The sequence below is a fragment of the Campylobacter sp. RM12640 genome, assembly GCF_020137595.1.
Classification (GTDB): Bacteria; Campylobacterota; Campylobacteria; order Campylobacterales; family Campylobacteraceae; genus Campylobacter_E.
Window position 1 is genome coordinate 132,003 of sequence record NZ_JACGAU010000001.1, and the last position, 20,034, is coordinate 152,036.

Annotated in this window: 21 protein-coding genes; 18 read left to right on the plus strand and 3 right to left on the minus strand. The window is 29.8% G+C overall.

Features of this window, described 5'->3' with window-relative positions; genetic code table 11:
* Positions 1-26: 26 nt before the first annotated feature.
* The 7 genes from guaB to AVBRAN12640_RS00765 are packed head-to-tail and all read left to right on the plus strand — an operon-like array spanning position 27 to position 5,585.
* Positions 27-1,478 carry an IMP dehydrogenase gene (gene guaB / locus AVBRAN12640_RS00735; protein WP_336608376.1) on the plus strand — a complete coding sequence of 484 codons (1,452 nt, stop codon included), beginning with the start codon at positions 27-29 and terminating at the stop codon, positions 1,476-1,478.
* Positions 1,475-1,702, plus strand: a complete 228-nt coding sequence (locus AVBRAN12640_RS00740) for an exodeoxyribonuclease VII small subunit (RefSeq protein ID WP_214116840.1) — start codon at positions 1,475-1,477, stop codon at positions 1,700-1,702. Before guaB ends, AVBRAN12640_RS00740 begins: the two co-directional genes overlap by 4 nt.
* A complete protein-coding gene (locus tag AVBRAN12640_RS00745) occupies positions 1,699-2,487 on the plus strand; it encodes a carbon-nitrogen hydrolase family protein (RefSeq protein WP_250325112.1) in 789 nt (262 codons plus the stop codon). Before AVBRAN12640_RS00740 ends, AVBRAN12640_RS00745 begins: the two co-directional genes overlap by 4 nt.
* Positions 2,462-3,115: a HesA/MoeB/ThiF family protein gene (locus AVBRAN12640_RS00750; protein ID WP_214116838.1), complete on the plus strand. Its 654-nt coding sequence runs from the start codon at positions 2,462-2,464 to the stop codon at positions 3,113-3,115. The genes AVBRAN12640_RS00745 and AVBRAN12640_RS00750 overlap by 26 nt, the downstream gene beginning before the upstream one ends.
* Positions 3,112-3,951 (plus strand): DMT family transporter, encoded by an 840-nt coding sequence (locus AVBRAN12640_RS00755; protein ID WP_214149863.1) that lies wholly within the window; start codon positions 3,112-3,114, stop codon positions 3,949-3,951. The genes AVBRAN12640_RS00750 and AVBRAN12640_RS00755 overlap by 4 nt, the downstream gene beginning before the upstream one ends.
* A 9-nt stretch (positions 3,952-3,960) precedes the next feature.
* Entirely contained in the window at positions 3,961-5,265 is a 1,305-nt protein-coding gene (gene murC / locus AVBRAN12640_RS00760) for a UDP-N-acetylmuramate--L-alanine ligase (protein WP_214116833.1), read from the plus strand.
* Complete coding sequence (locus AVBRAN12640_RS00765; RefSeq protein ID WP_214116831.1) at positions 5,262-5,585, plus strand: hypothetical protein; 324 nt, start codon at positions 5,262-5,264, stop codon at positions 5,583-5,585. Before murC ends, AVBRAN12640_RS00765 begins: the two co-directional genes overlap by 4 nt.
* A 141-nt stretch (positions 5,586-5,726) precedes the next feature.
* On the opposite strand, the gene fliK is transcribed toward AVBRAN12640_RS00765, so the two are convergent.
* Positions 5,727-7,364, minus strand: coding sequence for a flagellar hook-length control protein FliK (gene fliK / locus AVBRAN12640_RS00770; protein WP_336608377.1), 1,638 nt, complete (start codon positions 7,362-7,364; stop codon positions 5,727-5,729).
* A gap of 120 nt (positions 7,365-7,484) precedes the next feature.
* Between fliK and typA the strand changes: the two genes are divergently transcribed.
* The 8 genes from typA (at position 7,485) to flgG (ending at position 16,174) form a co-directional block, all read left to right on the plus strand.
* Positions 7,485-9,290: a translational GTPase TypA gene (gene typA / locus AVBRAN12640_RS00775; protein ID WP_214116827.1), complete on the plus strand. Its 1,806-nt coding sequence runs from the start codon at positions 7,485-7,487 to the stop codon at positions 9,288-9,290.
* Between the two features lie 114 nt (positions 9,291-9,404).
* Positions 9,405-9,671, plus strand: a complete 267-nt coding sequence (locus tag AVBRAN12640_RS00780) for a DUF448 domain-containing protein (RefSeq protein ID WP_214116825.1) — start codon at positions 9,405-9,407, stop codon at positions 9,669-9,671.
* A complete protein-coding gene (infB, locus tag AVBRAN12640_RS00785; protein ID WP_214119782.1) occupies positions 9,652-12,327 on the plus strand; it encodes a translation initiation factor IF-2 in 2,676 nt (891 codons plus the stop codon). The genes AVBRAN12640_RS00780 and infB overlap by 20 nt, the downstream gene beginning before the upstream one ends.
* Entirely contained in the window at positions 12,327-12,686 is a 360-nt protein-coding gene (gene rbfA, locus AVBRAN12640_RS00790) for a 30S ribosome-binding factor RbfA (RefSeq protein ID WP_214116821.1), read from the plus strand. The genes infB and rbfA overlap by 1 nt, the downstream gene beginning before the upstream one ends.
* Positions 12,687-13,103 carry a ribosome maturation factor gene (locus tag AVBRAN12640_RS00795; RefSeq protein ID WP_336608378.1) on the plus strand — a complete coding sequence of 139 codons (417 nt, stop codon included), beginning with the start codon at positions 12,687-12,689 and terminating at the stop codon, positions 13,101-13,103.
* Positions 13,104-13,198: 95 nt separating this feature from the next.
* Entirely contained in the window at positions 13,199-14,467 is a 1,269-nt protein-coding gene (locus AVBRAN12640_RS00800; RefSeq protein WP_336608379.1) for an MFS transporter, read from the plus strand.
* Between the two features lie 100 nt (positions 14,468-14,567).
* Positions 14,568-15,377: a flagellar hook-basal body protein gene (locus AVBRAN12640_RS00805; protein WP_214116815.1), complete on the plus strand. Its 810-nt coding sequence runs from the start codon at positions 14,568-14,570 to the stop codon at positions 15,375-15,377.
* A gap of 8 nt (positions 15,378-15,385) precedes the next feature.
* Positions 15,386-16,174 (plus strand): flagellar basal-body rod protein FlgG, encoded by a 789-nt coding sequence (flgG, locus tag AVBRAN12640_RS00810; protein ID WP_214116814.1) that lies wholly within the window; start codon positions 15,386-15,388, stop codon positions 16,172-16,174.
* Positions 16,175-16,223: 49 nt separating this feature from the next.
* On the opposite strand, the gene AVBRAN12640_RS00815 is transcribed toward flgG, so the two are convergent.
* On the minus strand, positions 16,224-17,504 hold the full coding sequence (locus AVBRAN12640_RS00815; RefSeq protein ID WP_336608380.1) for an O-acetylhomoserine aminocarboxypropyltransferase/cysteine synthase family protein: 1,281 nt from the start codon (positions 17,502-17,504) through the stop codon (positions 16,224-16,226).
* An 89-nt stretch (positions 17,505-17,593) separates the two neighbouring features.
* On the opposite strand from AVBRAN12640_RS00815, the gene AVBRAN12640_RS00820 reads away from it, so the two are divergent.
* Positions 17,594-18,520, plus strand: coding sequence for a homoserine O-succinyltransferase (locus AVBRAN12640_RS00820; RefSeq protein ID WP_214149860.1), 927 nt, complete (start codon positions 17,594-17,596; stop codon positions 18,518-18,520).
* A gap of 23 nt (positions 18,521-18,543) precedes the next feature.
* On the opposite strand, the gene AVBRAN12640_RS00825 is transcribed toward AVBRAN12640_RS00820, so the two are convergent.
* Complete coding sequence (locus AVBRAN12640_RS00825; protein ID WP_214116808.1) at positions 18,544-18,705, minus strand: hypothetical protein; 162 nt, start codon at positions 18,703-18,705, stop codon at positions 18,544-18,546.
* A gap of 157 nt (positions 18,706-18,862) precedes the next feature.
* Here AVBRAN12640_RS00825 and pyrF point away from each other — a divergent pair, with 157 nt between their 5' ends.
* Both pyrF and AVBRAN12640_RS00835 read left to right on the plus strand, forming a co-directional pair.
* Positions 18,863-19,588 (plus strand): orotidine-5'-phosphate decarboxylase, encoded by a 726-nt coding sequence (gene pyrF / locus AVBRAN12640_RS00830; RefSeq protein WP_336608381.1) that lies wholly within the window; start codon positions 18,863-18,865, stop codon positions 19,586-19,588.
* Positions 19,581-20,034 (plus strand): orotate phosphoribosyltransferase (locus AVBRAN12640_RS00835; protein WP_336612943.1); only part of this gene is annotated, 454 nt, incomplete at its 3' end. The genes pyrF and AVBRAN12640_RS00835, both read left to right, overlap by 8 nt.

Genomic DNA, 20,034 nt, shown 5'->3' on the forward strand with positions numbered 1-20,034 from the left:
AAAATAAACTACGAAAGGAAAATCCAGTGAATATTATTAAAAAAGCTCTAACATTTGAAGATGTATTATTGGTTCCGCAATATTCAGAAGTTTTACCAAAAGAAGTTGATATTAGCACAAAGCTTACTAAAAATATTAATTTAAATATGCCTTTAATTTCGGCTGCTATGGATACGGTTACAGAGCATAGGGCTGCAATAATGATGGCAAGGCTTGGTGGAATTGGAATAATTCATAAAAATATGGATATTGAAAGCCAAGTAAGAGAAATAATCAGGGTTAAAAAAAGTGAAAGTGGTATTATATATGACCCTGTTTATGTTAATACTAAAGCAAAGGTAAGTGATGCTTTAGCTATTATGAATGAATATAGTATTTCAGGTGTTCCTGTTGTAGATAATGATAAAAAATTATTAGGAATTTTAACTAATCGTGATTTGAGATTTGAGACTGTTTTTTCAAAAATAGTTGATGAGGTGATGACAAAAATGCCTTTAATTACTGCTAAAAAAGGTTGCACCTTAGATGAAGCTGAAGTAATTTTTAGTAAAAATAAAATAGAAAAATTACCTTTAGTAGATGATGATAATACTCTTTGTGGTCTTATTACTATAAAGGATTTAAAAAAGCGTAAAGAATATCCAAATGCAAATAAGGATAAATTAGGAAGATTAGTAGTAGGTGCTGCTATTGGAGTAGGGCAACTTGATAGGGCTAGAGCTTTAGTAAATGCAGGTGTTGATGTCTTGGTTATGGATAGTGCTCACGGACATAGTAAAGGCATAATTGATACTTTAAAAGAAATCAAAAAAGAATTAAATATAGATGTAATAGTAGGCAATATCGCTAATCCTAAGGCGGTTAGGGATTTAGCATTAGCAGGAGCAGATGCTATAAAGGTTGGTATTGGACCAGGTAGTATTTGCACTACTCGTATAGTAAGTGGAGTTGGAGTTCCACAAATTACTGCTATTAGTGATTGTGCTGAAGTTGCTAAAGAGTTTAATGTGCCTATAATTGCTGATGGTGGGATAAAGTATTCAGGAGATATCGCAAAGGCTCTTGCAGCAGGTGCAAGTAGTGTAATGATAGGCTCGCTTTTAGCAGGGACTGATGAAAGTCCAGGAGAATTTATCACATATCAAGGAAGACAATATAAATCGTATCGCGGTATGGGTAGCTTAGGGGCTATGGCAAAGGGTAGTTCTGATAGATATTTTCAAGAAGGAACAGCAAAAGAAAAGCTAGTGCCAGAAGGAATTGAAGGAAGAGTTCCACATACTGGAAGTATTAAAAATGTAGTGTTTCAATTACTTGGTGGTCTTAGAAGCTCAATGGGTTATAACGGAGCTATAAATATAAAAGATTTTCAAGAAAAAGCCGAGTTTGTAGAAATTACTAGTGCAGGGCTTAAAGAAAGCCATGTTCATGATGTAACAATCACTGCAGAAGCACCAAATTATAAGGTAAATCAATGAAAAAAACTTACGAACAAATCTGTGAAATTTTAGATGAAAAATTAAAAATAATTGAAGATGAGCAAACGCCTTTATTTGATTTAGTAGATGCGTATAAAGATGGTATGAAACTAATAAACGAAGCTAGAGAATTATTAGATAAGGCTAGTAAAGATATTGAAGAATTTGAACAAACTAAACAAAATAATTCTTTAAGTATTGATACAGAAAGATTGCCATTTTGAAAATAGCAGCACTTCAACTAAGCACTCAGGCTTTAAGCAATGCAAGGCTTGATTATTATTTAAGGATTTGCGAGCAAAAAGATGTTAGGTTAGTAGCGTTAGGCGAGTATGTTTTAAATAATTTTTTTACTGAATTAAAGCAAATGCCAGTTGATTTAGTAAAAGAGCAAAGCAAGGTAAAACTAGAAGCCTTAAAAGAATATAGTGCTAAATATAATTTATGTATAGTTGCTCCTATAATTCTTAGCACTAATAAAGGTTTTAATAAAACTTGCTTAGTAGCAAATAAAGGTAAAATCAAATATATAAATCAGCAAGTTTTTATGCCGTATTCACATTGGAATGAAAAGGATTTTTTTATAAATTCAACAAAAGCTATTAAATTACATACTTTTAAATGTGATAATTTTAAAATAGGCGTTTTATTTGGCTATGAAATACATTTTGATGAGTTTTTTAAAAAGGCAAATGAATTAGATTTATTGATAATTCCTACGGCAAATACTTATAATTCAAATTCTAGATGGTGCGAACTTATTAAAATGAGAGCATTTTTAAATAATACTAATATTTTAAGAATAAATCGTATTGGTGTTAGCGAAGTAGATGAATTAGAGTGGAATTTTTATGGTAATAGTTTTTTATGCAATGCTTATGGAGATATAGTTCAAGAATTAAGCGACGCTGAAGAAGTATTAATTTCTGAAATTAGCAAACCTAGTGAAGCTGCTAAATTTTGGCAATTTAAGGAAGTAAGAAATGAAATCAACAAGCGACTTTTATGAAAGACAAACTTTATTATTAAAAGATAAGCAAAAGAATTTAGAAAACAAAGAAATCATAATAATAGGTGCAGGCGGTCTTGGCTCAAGTATAGCATACGCACTTGCTAGTAGTGGTATAAAGAGTATTAGTGTAGTTGATTTTGATATAGTTAGCTTTAGCAATATTCAAAGGCAAATTATGTTTAATTTTAACGATGAAGGTAAAGCTAAGGTTGATTGTTTTAATAAATTAAAAGAGCGTTCATTTTGTGATATAAAAACTTATAAAATGAGTGCGGCAGAATTTTTTGCTACTAAACCTAGTGCTGATTTGATTATGGATGCGACTGATAATTTATCAGTTAGAGCTGAAATTGATAATTACGCTAAAGCTAATAATATTCCTTGGATTTTTGCTAGTGTTGAAGAGTTTTTCATAAGTGCTAGTATTGTAAAAAATAAAAAAATAGCATTCAAAAATGAAATAAAAAGGATAAAACCCCAAGCAACTCCATTTGTTATGTTTAGTGCTACTTTTGCAAGTATTTTGGCATTAAAATATCTAGCAGGTTATGAAGTAAAACTTGATTATTTATATTATTTTGATTTTTCAAAAGATATTTTAAATCTTAATAAGTTTAATTTATGAACCATCAAGAAAAATCATTTTTTTTATTAATATTTGCTGTAGTTATCTGGGGAGCATCGTTTTTACCTACTAAGTGGGTATTAAACTATATAAATAGCTATGAATTATTATTTTATAGATTTTTATTAGCTTCTATTGTGTTTTTTTTCTTGGTGAAAAATGATATTTTAAAGCATTACAAAAATACTTATTTATACGGATTAATCACTGGTTTTTGTATGGCGTTTGCCTTTATTTTTCAAACCCAAGCACTAAGCTTTACTCAAAGCTCTAATGTGGCTTTTCTAACTGGTTTAGAAGGAATTATTGCTCCATTTTTATGCTTTTTTATAAGCAAAGCAAAGCTTAGTTTTAAGATATTTTTCCTAGCTTTACTTGCTTGTTTTGGTATGTTTTTATTTAGTGATGCGAATTTTGATAATTTTGGAAAAGGCGAATATTTAGCGATAATTTGTGCTGTGTTTTTTGCACTTTTAGTGGCTTTAAATGATAAATTTTTAAAATCAAATGATTTAAATACCTTTATATTTTTTCAATTTGTAGGCAGCACGATAATGTATTTATTATCGGCTTTAATTTTTGCTGATTTAAGTCTAATTCCTATTTCAAATTCTAAGATTTTTATACTTATTTTAGTATCAGCATTGATATTTACAATATTTTGCTTTTTTGCTCAAAATTATGCTCAAAAGCACCTTCATCCAAGTAAAGTCGCATTGATTTTACTACTTGAGCCAATTTCGGCTGGAATTTTAGGAAGTTTTTATGGAGAAGTATTTACAATTTTACAATTATTAGGAGCAGGGTTAATTTTGATTGCTCTAGCATTTTCTTAAAGGATTTTTATGAAAAAAATATTTTTTATCGGTATTGGTGGCATTGGTCTTAGTGCGTTGGCTAGATTTTTAAATGAGCGTGGAATTAGTGTTTTAGGAAGCGATGTTTATGAGAGTGAATTAGTAAAAGAATTAAGAGCAGAAGGAATTGCGGTTTTTATAGGTCATAGTGCATCAAATTTAAGCAACGATATTGATTTAGTAGTGCATTCAGCAGTAATTCGTGAAAACAATCCTGAAATAAAAAAAGCAAAAGAACTAGGCATAAAAGTTCTATCAAGAAAAGAAGCCTTGCCACTTATTTTAGAAAACAAAATGCTTTTTGCAGTTGCAGGTGCACACGGCAAAAGCACTACAAGTAGTATCCTAGCAAATATTTTGCAAAGCTCTTTTATAATCGGTGCAGTGGATAAAAGAGCTGGTAAAAATATGGTGTATAAAACTAGTGAAAAATTAGTTTTTGAAGCTGATGAGAGTGATAGTTCGTTTTTGAATTTAAATCCTGCTTTAAGTATAGTAACTAATGCTGAACCTGAACATTTAGAGCATTATAACCACGATTTAAACGCTTTTTATAAAGCTTATACAGACTTTTTAAAACAAAGCAAAATTAGAGTAATTAATGCTGAAGATGAGTTTTTAGCTACAATTGATTTAGATTGTGAAAGGTTAGTGCCTAGCGAAGATATTAAAAACTTAGAATTTGAAGTTAAGGATTATTTGCCTTTTATATCTTTTGATTTAAGAGATTTTGGTCGCTTTAGCGTGCAAGGTCATAGCGAATGTATAGCTATTGATACTGCTTTAGCAATACTTGCTGCTAGGTGTGTTGGACTAAGCCTAAGTGAGATTAAGCAAAATTTAAAAGATTTTTGTGGTATTAAAAAGCGTTTTGATGTTTTATATGCTAGTAAGGATTTTGTAATAATTGATGATTACGCTCATCATCCAACCGAAGTAAGAGAGACTAAAAAAGGCATATTTTCTTATGCAAAAGCACTAAATTTAGATGATACTATAGCGATTTGGCAACCGCATAAATACACAAGATTGCTTGATAATTTAGAAGGTTTTAAAACTTGTTTTGAAGGTTTTTCAAAGTTATTTATTTTGCCTGTTTATAGTGCTAATGAAGATGAAATTAAAATTGATTTAGCTAAGCATTTTCCTAATGCTTGTTTCATAGACGATATAAAAAGAGTTGATAATTCTTTAAAATTATTTAGTAATTTAGGAGAAATTACTTTAGATAAAGGCGTAGTGGTTGGATTTAACGCAGGTGATTTGACCTATAAATTAAGGGGCTTAAAATGATTAGATTTGCAATATTTTTAATATTGTTTTTTGCATTAATTGGTGTTTGCATTTATTATAAAAATCATTTTAATTCTAAGCTTTATGTGGCTGTTATTTCATTAATAGTTGTTACTTTTATAGTTGGTTTTATATACACTAGCCTAGATAATTCAAGTGGAGCTTTAAAGCAAGAGATTTTAAATATTTATAATTCAGGTAAGGATTTAGATTGTCAAGGTATAAAAATCAATATCAAAACTCACGGATTTAACAACGGAACTTCAGTATTTATAGATAATACTAACAATCAAAAAATAGATATGTTTATTTGTAAATAATTTTAAGAATTTAATTAAAGCCTAAATAATAAAGGCTTTAATTATTTTAACTATCTTTAAAATATATTTTAGCAGCAAAGCTTACTGCTAAAATTATCATTGAACTTATTAATAAAATTGAAACCAACATTTTTTACCCCTTTAAAAATATCTATAAAGCACAGCATTAATTCCACTTGGCATATCGCTTGTGCTTTCTAATTCTTCAATTTCTTCATATTTTTTACGAGCTTTTTGCTGCTCTTGATGATTTGAACCTTCTTTTTTATCTCCAAAATTCATAGCAAGACCCGTAAAGCCCATATTTACAAGGCTATTTTTAAATTCTTGCTGATTTGCTATGAAAAGATTTAAAGTATTTGCATTGTTTGAATTAAGATTTATATGTAAGTTATTACCCCTTGCAATCATAGTAACATTAACTTCTCCTAATTCTTTAGGATTTAAATTAATGCTAACTTTATGGCTTGGAGCTTTGAATTTTTCTATTTCTTCTTTAAAATCTCTTGTAAAATTATCAATTACTAATTTAGTTTGTTCTTTACTAAGTTCTTTATTAGGATTTAAAAAATCAACTTTAAGATTTTGTGGTAGATTTAGCTTTTCTTTATTATCTTGAGTTTGGCTTGAGTTTTCATCTAAATTATCTTGTAAATTTTCTTCTACTATATTTACTTCAGGTAGAATTTTATTTTCATTTTCTTTTGTTTCTTGGGTTTGAATTTGAGTTTTATTTGCTTGAATTTGTATATCTTTTATATCATTTTTAATTGTGTTCGGAGTGATTTTTGGACTTTGTGTTTCTATATCTTTTGAAACGATTTTAAATGCTTCTTCTTTTATATCTTTAGTTTGTTTTTTATCATCATTTGCAATTTTGCTTAATAACTCATTTAAAGCCCCAGTTTTTAGAGTTTTTTCAGCGTTTATAATAGGTTCGTTTGTATTATTAGATACAATTTTTTCACTTTTTACTGATAATAAACTTTCTAAATTTGGTTTTTTAATTTCAGTATTTTTTAAATTCTCTTCAATTTTTGTATTTTTGTTTAATGCGTGTGAGAAGAAATTTTGCTCATATAATTTAGGATATGGTTTAGCAAAAATTTGCTCGTTATATTCATTATTTTTAATTTTTTCATAAGTTATATTGCTAAGCCCTAATTTATGCTCTTTTGCAAGTTCTACTAATGAATGAACGCTATTTGTATTTGCAAAACTTTCTAAACTAGCTTTATTATTAACAATATTTTTTAAGTTAAAAAAATCATTTAATTTTACATTTTTTTTATCTTGCTTTAATATGTCTAAAAAATCTAAAATCTGAACGAAATTCAAATCATCTAAAAGTTCTTTTCCATATTCAACATCTTCCATAGAAGTCTTAATATCTTGCATAATTTCAGCATCACTTATTTGCAATCTTTTAGGTAAAAATTCATTCATTTCTTTTGCATTTTGCACTATTTTTGATACTTTATCTTGTAGAGTTTTTGGATTTTGTAAAAGACTTGCTAATAAATTTGGCTCTTGTTTGCTTGTTTTTTCATTTAATAAAGTTGAAGCTAGATTTATATTACTAAATTGTTTTATATCTTTATTTTTTATTTCATTTTTTGCTTTAAATACATTTTGCATTACCAATAAATTTTTAGTATCTTTTACATCGGTTTGATTAAATAATAAATCAGCAAAACCTTCTCCGCCAGACTTTTTAGAGCCTTTACCTTTTTTAGAATTTAGATTTTTTACATCTTGTAAAATTAATAAATCTTTCATAATAATCCTTGTTTAAAACTTAATGGGATTTAGCAAAATTCGTTCCAAGTTTTTGTGATTTCATATTTAAAAATTAACCTAAATTAATTAAACTTTTACTTTAAAATCAAGGAGAAAACATTGAGTATTAGAAATATAGCAGTAATCGCACACGTTGATCATGGTAAGACTACAATGGTTGATCAGTTATTAAAACAATCAGGAACATTTAGCGAAAGAGACCAAGTTGATGAACGCGTTATGGATAGTAATGATATTGAAAAAGAGCGTGGAATTACAATTCTTTCAAAAAACACAGCAATTAATTATAAAGGCACAAAAATTAACATAATTGATACTCCAGGCCACGCAGATTTTGGTGGAGAAGTTGAGCGTGTTTTAAAGATGATTGATGGGGTTTTATTAATCGTTGATGCTCAAGAAGGTGTTATGCCACAAACTAAATTCGTTGTTAAAAAAGCATTAGCATTAGGTCTTAGACCAATAGTTGTGGTAAATAAAATAGATAAAGCTGCAGCTGAACCTGATAGAGTAATTAATGAAGTATTTGACCTTTTTGCTGCACTTGATGCAACTGATGAGCAATTAGATTTCCCTGTAATTTATGCAATTGGAAAAGAAGGTATTGCAAAAAATGAATTAGATGATGATAGTAAGGATATGCAACCTTTATTTGACAAGATAATTGAGCATGTTCCAGCACCAAGTGGTAGTAATGAAAATCCTTTACAATTACAAGTATTTACATTAGGTTATGATAACTTCGTTGGTAAAATTGGAATTGCTAGAATTTTCAATGGAACAATTTCAAAAAATCAAAATGTAATGTTAGCTAAGGCTGATGGGACAAAACACACAGGAAGAATTTCAAAACTAATTGGATTTTTAGGTTTAGAAAAAATGGATATTGATAGTGCTAGCACAGGAGATATCGTAGCAATTGCAGGTTTTGATGCTTTAGATGTTGGAGATAGCGTAGTTGATCCTAGCAATCCTATGCCACTTGACCCACTACATATAGAAGAACCTACTTTAAGCGTTGTATTTAGCGTAAATGATGGACCTTTAGCAGGAACTGAAGGAAAGCATGTTACAAGTAATAAAATCGCTGAAAGATTAGAAAGCGAAATGAAGACAAATATCGCTATGAAATATGAAAATATTGGCGAAGGTAAGTTTAAAGTAAGTGGTCGTGGTGAATTACAAATTACGATTTTAGCTGAAAATATGAGAAGAGAAGGTTTTGAGTTTTGTCTTGGACGCCCTGAAGTTATCGTAAAAATTGAAAATGGAGTTAAAACAGAGCCTTTTGAAAATCTAGTTATTGATGTTCCTGATGAGTTTAGTGGAACGGTTATTGAAAAGCTTGGAAGAAGAAGAGCTGAGATGAAAAGTATGGTTCCAACAGGAGATGGACAAACTAGACTTGAGTTTGAAATTCCTGCTCGTGGGCTAATTGGATTTAGAAGTCAGTTTTTAACAGATACAAAAGGTGAAGGTATAATGAATCATAGTTTTATGGAATTTAGACCTTTTGTTGGTAGTGTTGAAAAACGCCAAAATGGAGCATTAGTGAGTATGGAAAATGGTGTTGCATTAGCTTATTCATTATGGAATCTTCAAGATAGGGGTGTTTTATTTATAGACCCTCAAGCAAAAACTTATGTTGGTATGATTATAGGCGAGCATAGTCGTCCGAATGACCTTGATGTAAATCCTATAAAAGGTAAAAACCTAACCAATGTTCGTGCTAGTGGTAGTGATGATGCTATTAAATTAGTTCCACCTAGAAAACCTACTTTAGAGCGTGCTATGGAGTGGATTGAAGAAGATGAATTAGTAGAAGTAACTCCAATTAATATTCGTATTAGAAAGCGTTATTTAGACCCAACTCTAAGACGCCGTATGGAAAAATCTAAATCTTAATTTTTATTCTTTCTATTCTAAATCTTTTAAAGAATTTAGAATAGAAAATTAAAATGTTTGAAAATAAAGCTTTTAAGACTTCTGTTAAGCAAAAACAATTAAAATTAAAAGATTATGAAAAAAGCAAAACCTATTAGAATGTGTATTATTTGCAAGATTAGAAAAAATCAAACTGATTTAAAGCGTTTTCAAGTGTCTTTAAATGAAGTTTTATTTCAATTTAATAGCGGTAGAAGTATGTATTTATGTGATGAATGCCTTAAAAAAGATGATAGTGATTTTTTAAAGTCTTTGCAAAAAGTTATAAAAATTAATATAGATAAAAAAGAACTTGCTAGTAAATTAAAAGAAAGGTTTTTAAATGGCGAATATAAAAATTAGTGAAATAGCAGCGGAATTAGGTTATCAAAATAAAGAAACTTTAGAAAAAATTAATGAATTAGGATTTGATTATAAATCACCTCAAAAAGCTGTAAGTGAAGATGTAGCAGCAGCAATATATGAGTATTTAAAAAATGGAACAATTCAACAAATTTTAAAAGATGAAGTTGCAAAATCAAGTAAAAGTGCCAAAAAATCTAGTACAAAATCAACTACTTCTAAAACAACAAAAAGTAAAACTGAAAAAGCTGAAAAAAGTACAAAGACTGAAAAGATTGAAAAAACAAAAAAAACTGAAAGCAAACAAAAAGAAATTCTTAAAGAAGAAACCAAAGAAGATAAACAAGAAACTAAAGAAGAAAAAATAGTAGAAGAAAAAATCACTAAGGTAGAAGTTAAAGAAGAAATGAAAAGCAAAGAAATAGCAAAAGAAGAATTAGTGCAAGAAGAACCTGTAAGTCTTGCAAGAAGTGGGCTTGAAAAACGCCGTGGCTTAGTAATTATTAAGAAGAAAAATGCAGCAAAAGAAGAAGTTAAAGAAGAGGTTAAGCCTAAAGCTCAATCAAAAGAGCCCGTATCGTTTGCTTCAATATTTAGCACAGATGAAAGCTTAAAAAAGAAAAAAGCTAAAAAAATAGTTCCAGCAGCAAGAAAAGAAAGTTCATCTAAGATGGATTTTGATACTAATTTTGCAGAGATTAATGATGATGAAGATGATGTTGTGGTTATGCCTGATTTTTCATTTAATGAAAGAAAAGAAGATATTGAAAAGCCTGCAAAGGCACAAACTTCATTAAGAAGTGCATTTAATAACCAAATCAATCAATTTACAAATACTTCAATAGCAAGGTCTCGCCGTAAAAAATCAAAAGCATATAAAAAAGAACAAAGTAGCGAAGAAATTACAAGTATTAAAATTCCTAAAGAAATAAGACTTTATGAATTAGCAGAGAAGTTAGGTAAAAAAGATAGTGAATTAATTTCAAAATTATTTATGCAAGGAATGATGACTACTAAAAATGATTTCTTAGATGAAGAAACTATTGAGATTTTAGGACTTGAGTTTGGAATTGAAATAAGCTTTTTTGATGAGACTGCACAATTTGATTATGTTGCTGATTATGAAGAAAATCAAGAAGAATTAAAAGATATTAAAGTTCCTGTTGTAACAATTATGGGGCATGTTGATCATGGTAAGACAAGTTTGCTTGATTATATTAGAAATAGTCGTGTAGCAAGTGGCGAAGCAGGTGGAATTACTCAGCATGTTGGTGCTTATATGGTTAATAAAAATGGTAAAAATATAACCTTTATTGATACTCCAGGTCACGAAGCATTTTCAGCGATGAGAGCTAGGGGTGCTAGTGTTACTGATATAGTAATTATCGTTGTTGCAGCTGATGATGGTGTAAAACCACAAACAAAAGAAGCAATTTCGCATGCAAAAGCAGCTGGTGTTCCAATCATTATCGCTGTTAATAAAATAGATAAAGAAGCAGCAAATCCTGATAGAGTTAAAACCCAATTAGCAGAGCTTGATATTATGCCAACTGAGTGGGGTGGAAGTCATGAATTCGTTCATATTAGTGCTTTAAAGGGAACTGGAATTGAAGATTTACTTGAAATTATCTTATTACAAGCTGAAATTTTAGAGCTTAAAGCAAATAAGAATACAGCTGCAAAAGCAAATATAGTTGAAAGTTCTTTACAAAAAGGTCGTGGTGTAGTAACTACTGTGATTATGGAAAATGGAACGCTAAGAGTAGGAGATACCGTTGTAGCAGGCATTGCTTATGGTAGGGTAAAAAGTATTACAGATAGCAAAGGTAACGCACTAAAAGAGATTTTACCAGGCGAGTGTGGTGTAATTATGGGTCTTAATGAAATTCCTGATGCAGGTGAGACTTTAATTAGTGTTGCAACTGATAAAGAAGCAAGAGATTACGCACAAAAACGCCACGAATATTTAAGACAAAAAGAATTAAGCAAATCAACAAAAGTAAGCCTTGATGAATTAAGTGCAAAAATTAAAGAAGGGAATTTAAAATCATTACCTGTTATTTTAAAAGCCGATGTAGGTGGAACATTAGAAGCTATTAGAGGAAGTCTTGAAAAGCTTTCAAATGATGAGGTAAAAGTTGATATTGTTTTAGGTGGTGTTGGTGGAATATCTCAAGGAGATATTGCTTTAGCACAAGCTAGTGGTGGTGTTATAGTTGGCTTTAATGTTCGTCCAACAGGGGATATTAAGGAAAAAGCAAAAGAAGCTAAGGTTGAGATTAAAACATATAATGTAATTTACAATTTAATTGATGAAATTAAGGCTATTTTAGGTGGTTTAATGAGTCCTATTATTAGCGAAGAGCAACTCGGACAAGCTGAAATTAGACAAGTAATCAATGTGCCAAAAGTAGGACAAATAGCAGGATGTATGGTAACTGATGGAAGTATAGTAAGAGGGGCTAAAATCCGTGTTATTCGTGAAGGTGTTGTAGTGTTTGAAGGAGAGATTAGCTCACTTAAACGCTTTAAAGACGACGCTAGAGAAGTTAGCAAAGGTTATGAATGTGGTGTTGGTATCGTTGGATTTAATGATATGAGAGAAGGCGATTTTATAGAAAGTTATAAAGAAGTTCAAAGTAAGGCTAGTTTATAATGAATGATAAAGCACAAATAAAACGCCTAAGAACACAAAGTTTGCTAAAGGAATTAGTAGGAGAAGCTTTAGCAAACTTAGATGATCCTTTATTAAGTGGTCTATTAGTAAATGATGTAGATTGTAAAAAGGGTCGTTATGATGCTTTTATATATTTAGATAAAATGTCGCTTACAAAAGATGAACAAAATTTAGTTCTTTCTAAGCTAAAAAGAGTTAGTAAAGTATTGCAAGCTCATTGCTTAGGAGCGCTTGGTATGTATAGATGTCCAAATTTTCATTTTAGGTTTGACGATAGTTTAGATAAAATTAATAGAATAGAAGAATTATTTAAGCAAATTAATAAGGAAAAGAAATAAATGGAGCTAGAGAATTTAGCTAAACAGCTTAATTTAGTGATTTATGATACTGAATTAGCAAAAGAAGGCAATAACTTTATTTATAGAATTTTCATCTTAAAAGATGGAGAAAGTAAATCAGTTAGCCTTGATGATTGCGAGCAATTTAGTAGATTGATTTCTCCTATACTTGATTTAAATCCACCTACAGATGAAAAATACTTTTTAGAAGTAAGCTCTCCTGGACTTGAAAGAAAGCTTACTAAAATAGAGCATTTTAAACTTAGTATAGGTGAGATACTAAAAATTAAAACTAAAGAAAAAGAAGAAATTATCTCAAAATTACTTAGTGCTGATGATGAAAAAATCACTTTAGAAGATGGCACAATTTTAAACTACGCAGATATTAAATCTACAAAAACTTATATCTATTGGTAAGGCAAAGCCTTACCTATATACTCTTACTCAAATTAATAATCATTAACAAAATCAAAATTAGAAATAAAAAAAACAAAGAAATTTAAAGGAATTTGATGAAAACTATTACAAAAAAAGATACAAAAACCTTAGCATTAAGTGCATTAGGTGGGACATTAGAATTTTATGATTTTATTATATTTGCATTATTTACTCCGTATTTTACACATCATTTTTTTCCAAAAGAGCTTGATGAGAGTATAAAATTATTAAACACTTATGGAGCTTTTGCTGCAGGGTATTTAGCTCGTCCATTAGGTGGAGTTATAATGGCACATTTTGGCGATAAGTTTGGTAGGAAAAATATGTTTTTATTAAGCATTATTTTAATGGTAATTCCTACATTTATTTTTGCGATTATGCCTACTTATGAGCAAATTGGCTATTTTGCTATTGCTATTTTATTAGCTATTAGATTAGTTCAAGGCGTTGCAATTGGTGGAGAGTTACCTGGTGCTTGGGCTTTTATATATGAACATAGTCCTGATAATAAAAAGGCATTGTTTTTAGGAGTTTTAACTAGTGGGGTTTGTGGTGGTATTACTTTAGGAGCTTTAAGTGCGTTATTGCTTCAACTAAATTTCACAGAAGATGAAATAAAAGATTATGCGTATAGAATTCCTTTCTTAATAGGTGGTATTTTTGGTCTAATTAGCATTTATCTTAGAAGATTTTTGCAAGAAACTCCTATTTTTAAGCAACTTCAAGCTGAAAAACAATTAAGCGATTTTCCTATAAAATCAGTCATAAAAGATTATAAAATGGAAATAATTTTATCAATGTTTTTAACTATTGTTCTTACTGCTTGTGTTTTAGTATTTTTAATAATGATGCCTAATTTTATGAAAGGTATTTTAAATATTAATCCTGCTTTAAATACTAGCTTACAAATTATTGCGAGTATATTTATGATGATTGGACTTGTTGTTTGTGGGGCATTGGCTGATAGATTTAAAGCTAGTTTAATTTGCAAAATTTTTGCTACTTTATTAGTTTTTACTAGCACTATGTATTTTTATTCTTTATATGTTTTAAAGGATTTTACTTTAACTTGTATATTTTATTTTGCTTCGGCGTTTTTTGGTGGTATTGTTAATTTTACATCATTATTTATGTGTAGGCTTTATAAGGCTAGTATTAGATATACAGGCATAGGATTTTCTTATAATTTAGCTTATGCGATAGCAGGATTTTTAACTCCAATTATCGTAGTTCAATCACACGGAAAATTTGATATTGGTAGTGGATATTACATTATTTTCATATGCTTAATGGCTTTTTTAAATTCTGTATTTTTTGACAAAATTATGAAAAATAAAAAATAAAGAATTTGATTTTAAGATAAACTCTAAAAATTTTTAGAAGTTTATCTTATTTTGGAATAAGTTTTGCTTTTATCAAAATATAAAATATTTAAGGAAAGTTATGCAAAACGGATTTTATCAAGCTACAGGAGCAATGGTTACTCAACTAAATCGCTTAAATGTTATCTCTAATAATTTAGCTAATGTAAATACTGCAGGTTATAAAAGAGATAATGTAGTAATCGCTGATTTTAAAAGGCTTTATGATGAAGAAATGCAAAATATGCCAATTGATAATCATACAAAACAAGCTGCAAAATACATAAATCAAACCATAAATAGAGTTCCTAATATTGATATAGAATACACAGATTTTAGCGTAGGTGCAATCCGTCCGACCAACAATCCTTTAGATATTGCAATCAAAAGAAGTGATTGTTTTTTTATGGTTCGCTCATCAGATGGTAGTGTGAAATTTAGCAAAAATGGAGCATTTAGTCTAGATGAAGATGGCTTTATAGTTACAAAAAATGGAGATAGATTATTAAGCTCGAATTATTTTGAAGACCCTGCAAATGATGGCATTCAAGTAGGAGATAATCAAAGATTAACTATTGATTCAGATGGAAATGTCTATTTAGATGGTGAAGTAGCAAATAGGATTTTTGTAGCTAGGATGGATGATACAAGGGATTTAGAAAAGATAGGAGATAATCTTTATAAATTAGATGATTTAACTAAAATGCAGGATTTCGAGGGCTCAAATGCACTTGCGAGTGGGTTTTTAGAAATGAGTAATGTAAATGCCGTTAATGAAATGGTAGGTCTTATAGAAACTCATCGTTTAGTTGAAATGTATCAAAAAGTAATGACTAGCCATATGGATGAGCTAAATAGCGATGCAATAAATAAATTAGCAAATGTTAAATAGGAGTAAAAATGCTTAGGTCTTTATATACAGCAGCAACAGGAATGATAGCACAGCAAACACAAATTGATACAACATCTCATAATATTGCCAATGTAAATACTATGGGATACAAAAAAAATAGAGCAGAATTTGCTGATTTAATGTATCAAGTAATGGAATACGCAGGAACTAGCACAAGCACAACAACGCAAAGTCCAACAGGTATTGAAGTAGGTCTTGGGGTTCGCCCAACAGCAATCACAAAGCAATTTACACAAGGATATTTCAAAGAAACAGGCAATCAATTAGATATGGTAATAGCAGGTAATGGTTTTTTCCAAGTTCAGCTACCTGATGGCACTACGGCATATACAAGAAATGGTGCTTTTAAGCTAGATAGTGAAGGAACTATCGTAAATAGTGATGGATATAGATTAATCCCTGAAATTACAATCCCTGAAGATGCAGTTGCTATTGGGATAGGAACTGATGGGGTTGTAAGTGTAATTCAAGCGGGTAATCCTGAAGCAGTGCAACTAGGTCAAATTGAATTAGCAAACTTCATAAATCCTAGTGGCTTACACGCATTAGGGGATAATAATTTCCTTGAAACTAGTGCTAGTGGAGCAGTTGTAGTTGGCACGGGTGGGACTAATGGTTTTGGTCAAATTAAGCAAAACTTCGTAGAGATGAGTAACGTGCAATTAGTAGAAGAAATGACTGATTTAATCACAGGTCAAAGAGCTTATGAAGCAAACTCTAAAGCAATCACTACAAGTGATGAAATGCTATCAATCGTAAATGGACTTAAAAGATAAATAATATAGATTGAAATTCTTATAATTTTATAAGAATTTCAAATACGAATTACTTAAAAGTAACTTCTAATGCTTGTTTAATATCAGCTATTAAATCATCAGCATTTTCAATACCAACAGAAAGCCTTACAAGACCTTCGCTAACTCCAGCTTTTATTAATTCAGCTTCATTTAATTGTCTATGAGTATGACTTGCAGGGTGTAAAATACAGCTTCTTGCATCAGCTACATGAGTTGCTATCATTATTAATTTTAAGCTATCTAAAAACTTAACTGCCTTAGCTTTATTTGCTTTTAATGTAAAGCTAATAACCCCACAAACCCCATTAGGCATATATTCTAAAGCTAGATTATAATAAGGACTACTTTTTAGCATAGGGCAATTTACGCTTTCAATATATTCATTATTTTCTAAAAATTCTGCAATTTTTTTTGCATTTTCGCAGTGTTTTGCCATTCTTAAAGGTAGGCTTTCAATATGAGTTGATAGCATATATGCACTAGTTGCAGGTAAGCAAGCACCTATATCTCTCATTAATTGAACAATCATTTTTACAATATACGCTAATTTGCCAAATTTTTGCGTATAGATTAATCCGTGATATGACTCATCAGGGGTGTTAAAATCTGCAAATTTTTTAGGATACTTACTCCAATCAAAATTACCGCTATCAAGCACAACCCCAGCAATCACACTTGAATGCCCATCAAGATATTTAGTAGCTGAATGAATAACAATATCAGCTCCGTGTTTTATAGGCTGACAATTAATAGGAGTTGCAAAAGTATTATCAATTACTAATGGAATTTCATTTTCGTGAGCAATATTTGCAAATCTTTTAATATCAAGCACTACTAAAGCAGGATTTGATACGCTTTCAGCGTAAATTAATTTTGTGTTTTCTTTAATAGCTGCTCTTATTTCATCATCTGTGCTATTTGCACTAATAAAGGTGCAATCAATTCCAAATTTTTTAAGTGTTAAGCCTATTAGATTTATACTTCCACCATAAATCTCATTTACGCAAACTAAATGATCTCCTGCTTTACAAATATTTGTAATTGCAAAAAATATAGCCGCTTGTCCGCTAGAAGTTAGCACCCCAGCAATTGCTCCTTCTAATTTAGCAATTTTACTAGCTACATAATCATTTGTAGGATTTGCTACTCTTGAGTAAAAATATCCACTTTCTTCTAAGTCAAATAATTTTCCCATAAATTCACAAGAATCGTATTTGTAAGTAGTTGATTGAATGATTGGCACTTGTCTACTTTCGCCATTTTTTGGCTCATAACCTGCGTGAATACATAAAGTATCTTGTTTTAACATTTTCTCTCCTTTAAAAAAATATTAGTTTAACTTTATTTTAAGTATTTAGCAAGTAAAAAATGGCAAAATTAGTTAAAAAAGGAGAAAAAATGCCCGTTAATATAAAAACTAATCTTCCAGCAAAAGTTTTACTAGAAAATGAAAATATTTTCGTAATGGACGAAGCAAGAGCAAATTCTCAAGATATTCGTCCATTAGAGCTTGTGATTTTAAACCTTATGCCAATCAAAGAAGAAACTGAATTAGAATTACTTAGAATGCTTTCTAATACGCCTTTACAAGTAAAAATCACGCTTTTAAGAATAGCAAGTCACGAGAGCAAAAACACTTGTCAAAGCCACTTAAACGAGCATTATTTGGTATTTGATGAGATAAAGCATAAAAAATTTGATGGAATGATAATAACAGGAGCTCCGCTAGAACAATATGAATTTAGCGAAATAACTTATTATGATGAATTAGTTAGTATTTTAGAATGGAGCAAAAGCAATGTTTTTAGCACTCTTCATATATGCTATGGTGCGATGTTTGGGCTAAATTATCATTACAATATTGCAAAAATTCCTTTAAAAAAGAAATTAAGCGGAGTGTTTTATCACGATGTAATTGATAGTAAAGATGAGATTTTAAGGGGAATTGATGATGTGTTTTTAGCTCCACATTCAAGGCATTCAGGAATTGATGAATTAGCCTTAGCAAATCATAAATCTTTAGTGATTTTAGCTAAAAGCGATTTAGCAGGAAGCTATTTGATAAGAAGTTCTGATAGAAGACAAGTTTTTGTCCTAGGTCATCCTGAATACTCTCGCACTACTTTAGATAATGAGTATAAAAGAGATATTAAAAACGGCTTAGATGTTGATATTCCTTATAACTATTATAAAGATGATAATCCAAACAATCCCCCAAAACTTACTTGGAGAGCTCACGCAAATTGCGTTTATATCAACTGGCTAAATTATTATGTATATCAAACTACACCTTTTGAATTAGACAAACTTAATTCAATTAATTAAGATTTAGATTTTCTAAATCTTAATTAGATTTTTTTAACTCCGCTTTCATTCATATAATTTATGAAATCTTGTCTTAATTCTTCTTCTTTTTGTTTTATTTTTGCTAGTTCTAATTCTTGCTCTTTTTTCTTTTCATTTTCTTTTATATCTGTTTTGATTTGCTTTAATGAGTCTAAAAAGTCCATTTTTTCTCCTTTTGATTTTTGTATTATATTATTTAAATAATGTAATAAATAACTTTTAAAAATACAAATTCAATATGTTTTATTTAATAAATTTTTGCATAATGCTAAGTCGTAAAGAGTTAAAAAGAGATAATTTTATTAAATCAAAGGAGATAATTTGAAAACCATAATCGCATTAGATTTTGACACCTTAGAGCAAAGCCGTGAATTTGTATCAAAACTATCAGCAAAAAATCTTGAAAACTATGCAAAAGAGCATAATTTAAAATTAATTATGCCTTATTTAAAAGTCGGTATGTGGCAATACTACACAGCTGGAAATGACTTTTTAAAAGAGCTAAAAGACTTAGGTTTTAATATATTTTTAGATTTAAAATTAATTGATATCCCAAATACTATTTATAATGCTACTAAGATACTTTTAAAAAATGATATTGATATTTTAAGCCTTCATTCTTTTGCAGGCGAGCAAGCTTTAAAGGCTGCTGTTAATGCTAAAAATGAATTAGGTAGCAAGTGTGAATTATTTGGAATTTCTGTATTAACTTCGTTTGAAGAAGAAGAATTTAAAAATGATTTAGGCTTTAATGGAAGCATTAATGATTGCGTAAAACAACGCTGTTTAATCAGCAAAAAAGCAGGTCTTGATGGTATAGTAAGTAGTGCTTATGAAGCAAAATTTGCTAAAGATTTAGGACTTAAGGCTCTTACGCCTGGCATTAGATTTTTAGGCAATGATGCAAATGACCAAGCAAGGGTTGCTACGCCAAAATTTGCTATAGAAAACAATATTGATTATATTGTAGCTGGTAGAATGATTACAAAGAGTTCTAATCCTATTAGAGCTTATTTTCAATGTATAAAAGGAGAAGAAAATGAATAAAGAAGTTGCAAGTGAAGTTGTAAAAATATTAAAAGATTGTGAAGCAATATTTATTAATACTAAAGAATTTTTCACATATTCAAGTGGTATTAAAAGCCCTATATATTGTGATAATCGTGTGTTAATTAGCTATCCAAAAGAGCGTAAAATCATAGCAAATCATTTAGCGAATTTGATTAAAGAAAAAGCAGGAGATGTTGATTACATAGCAGCAACTGCTACTGGAGCTATTGCTCACGGAGCTTGGGTGGCTGATATATTAAACAAACCATTAGTATATATATTATCAAAAAACAAAACCCACGGAAGAGCAAAGATGATTGAAGGAAGCTTTAAGCACGGAAGTACTTGCGTCGTGCTAGAAGATTTAATCTCAAGTGGCGGTTCAAGTATTGCTGCTGTTGGTGCTGCTAGGTCTCACGGATTAGATGTAAAAGGTGTGTTTT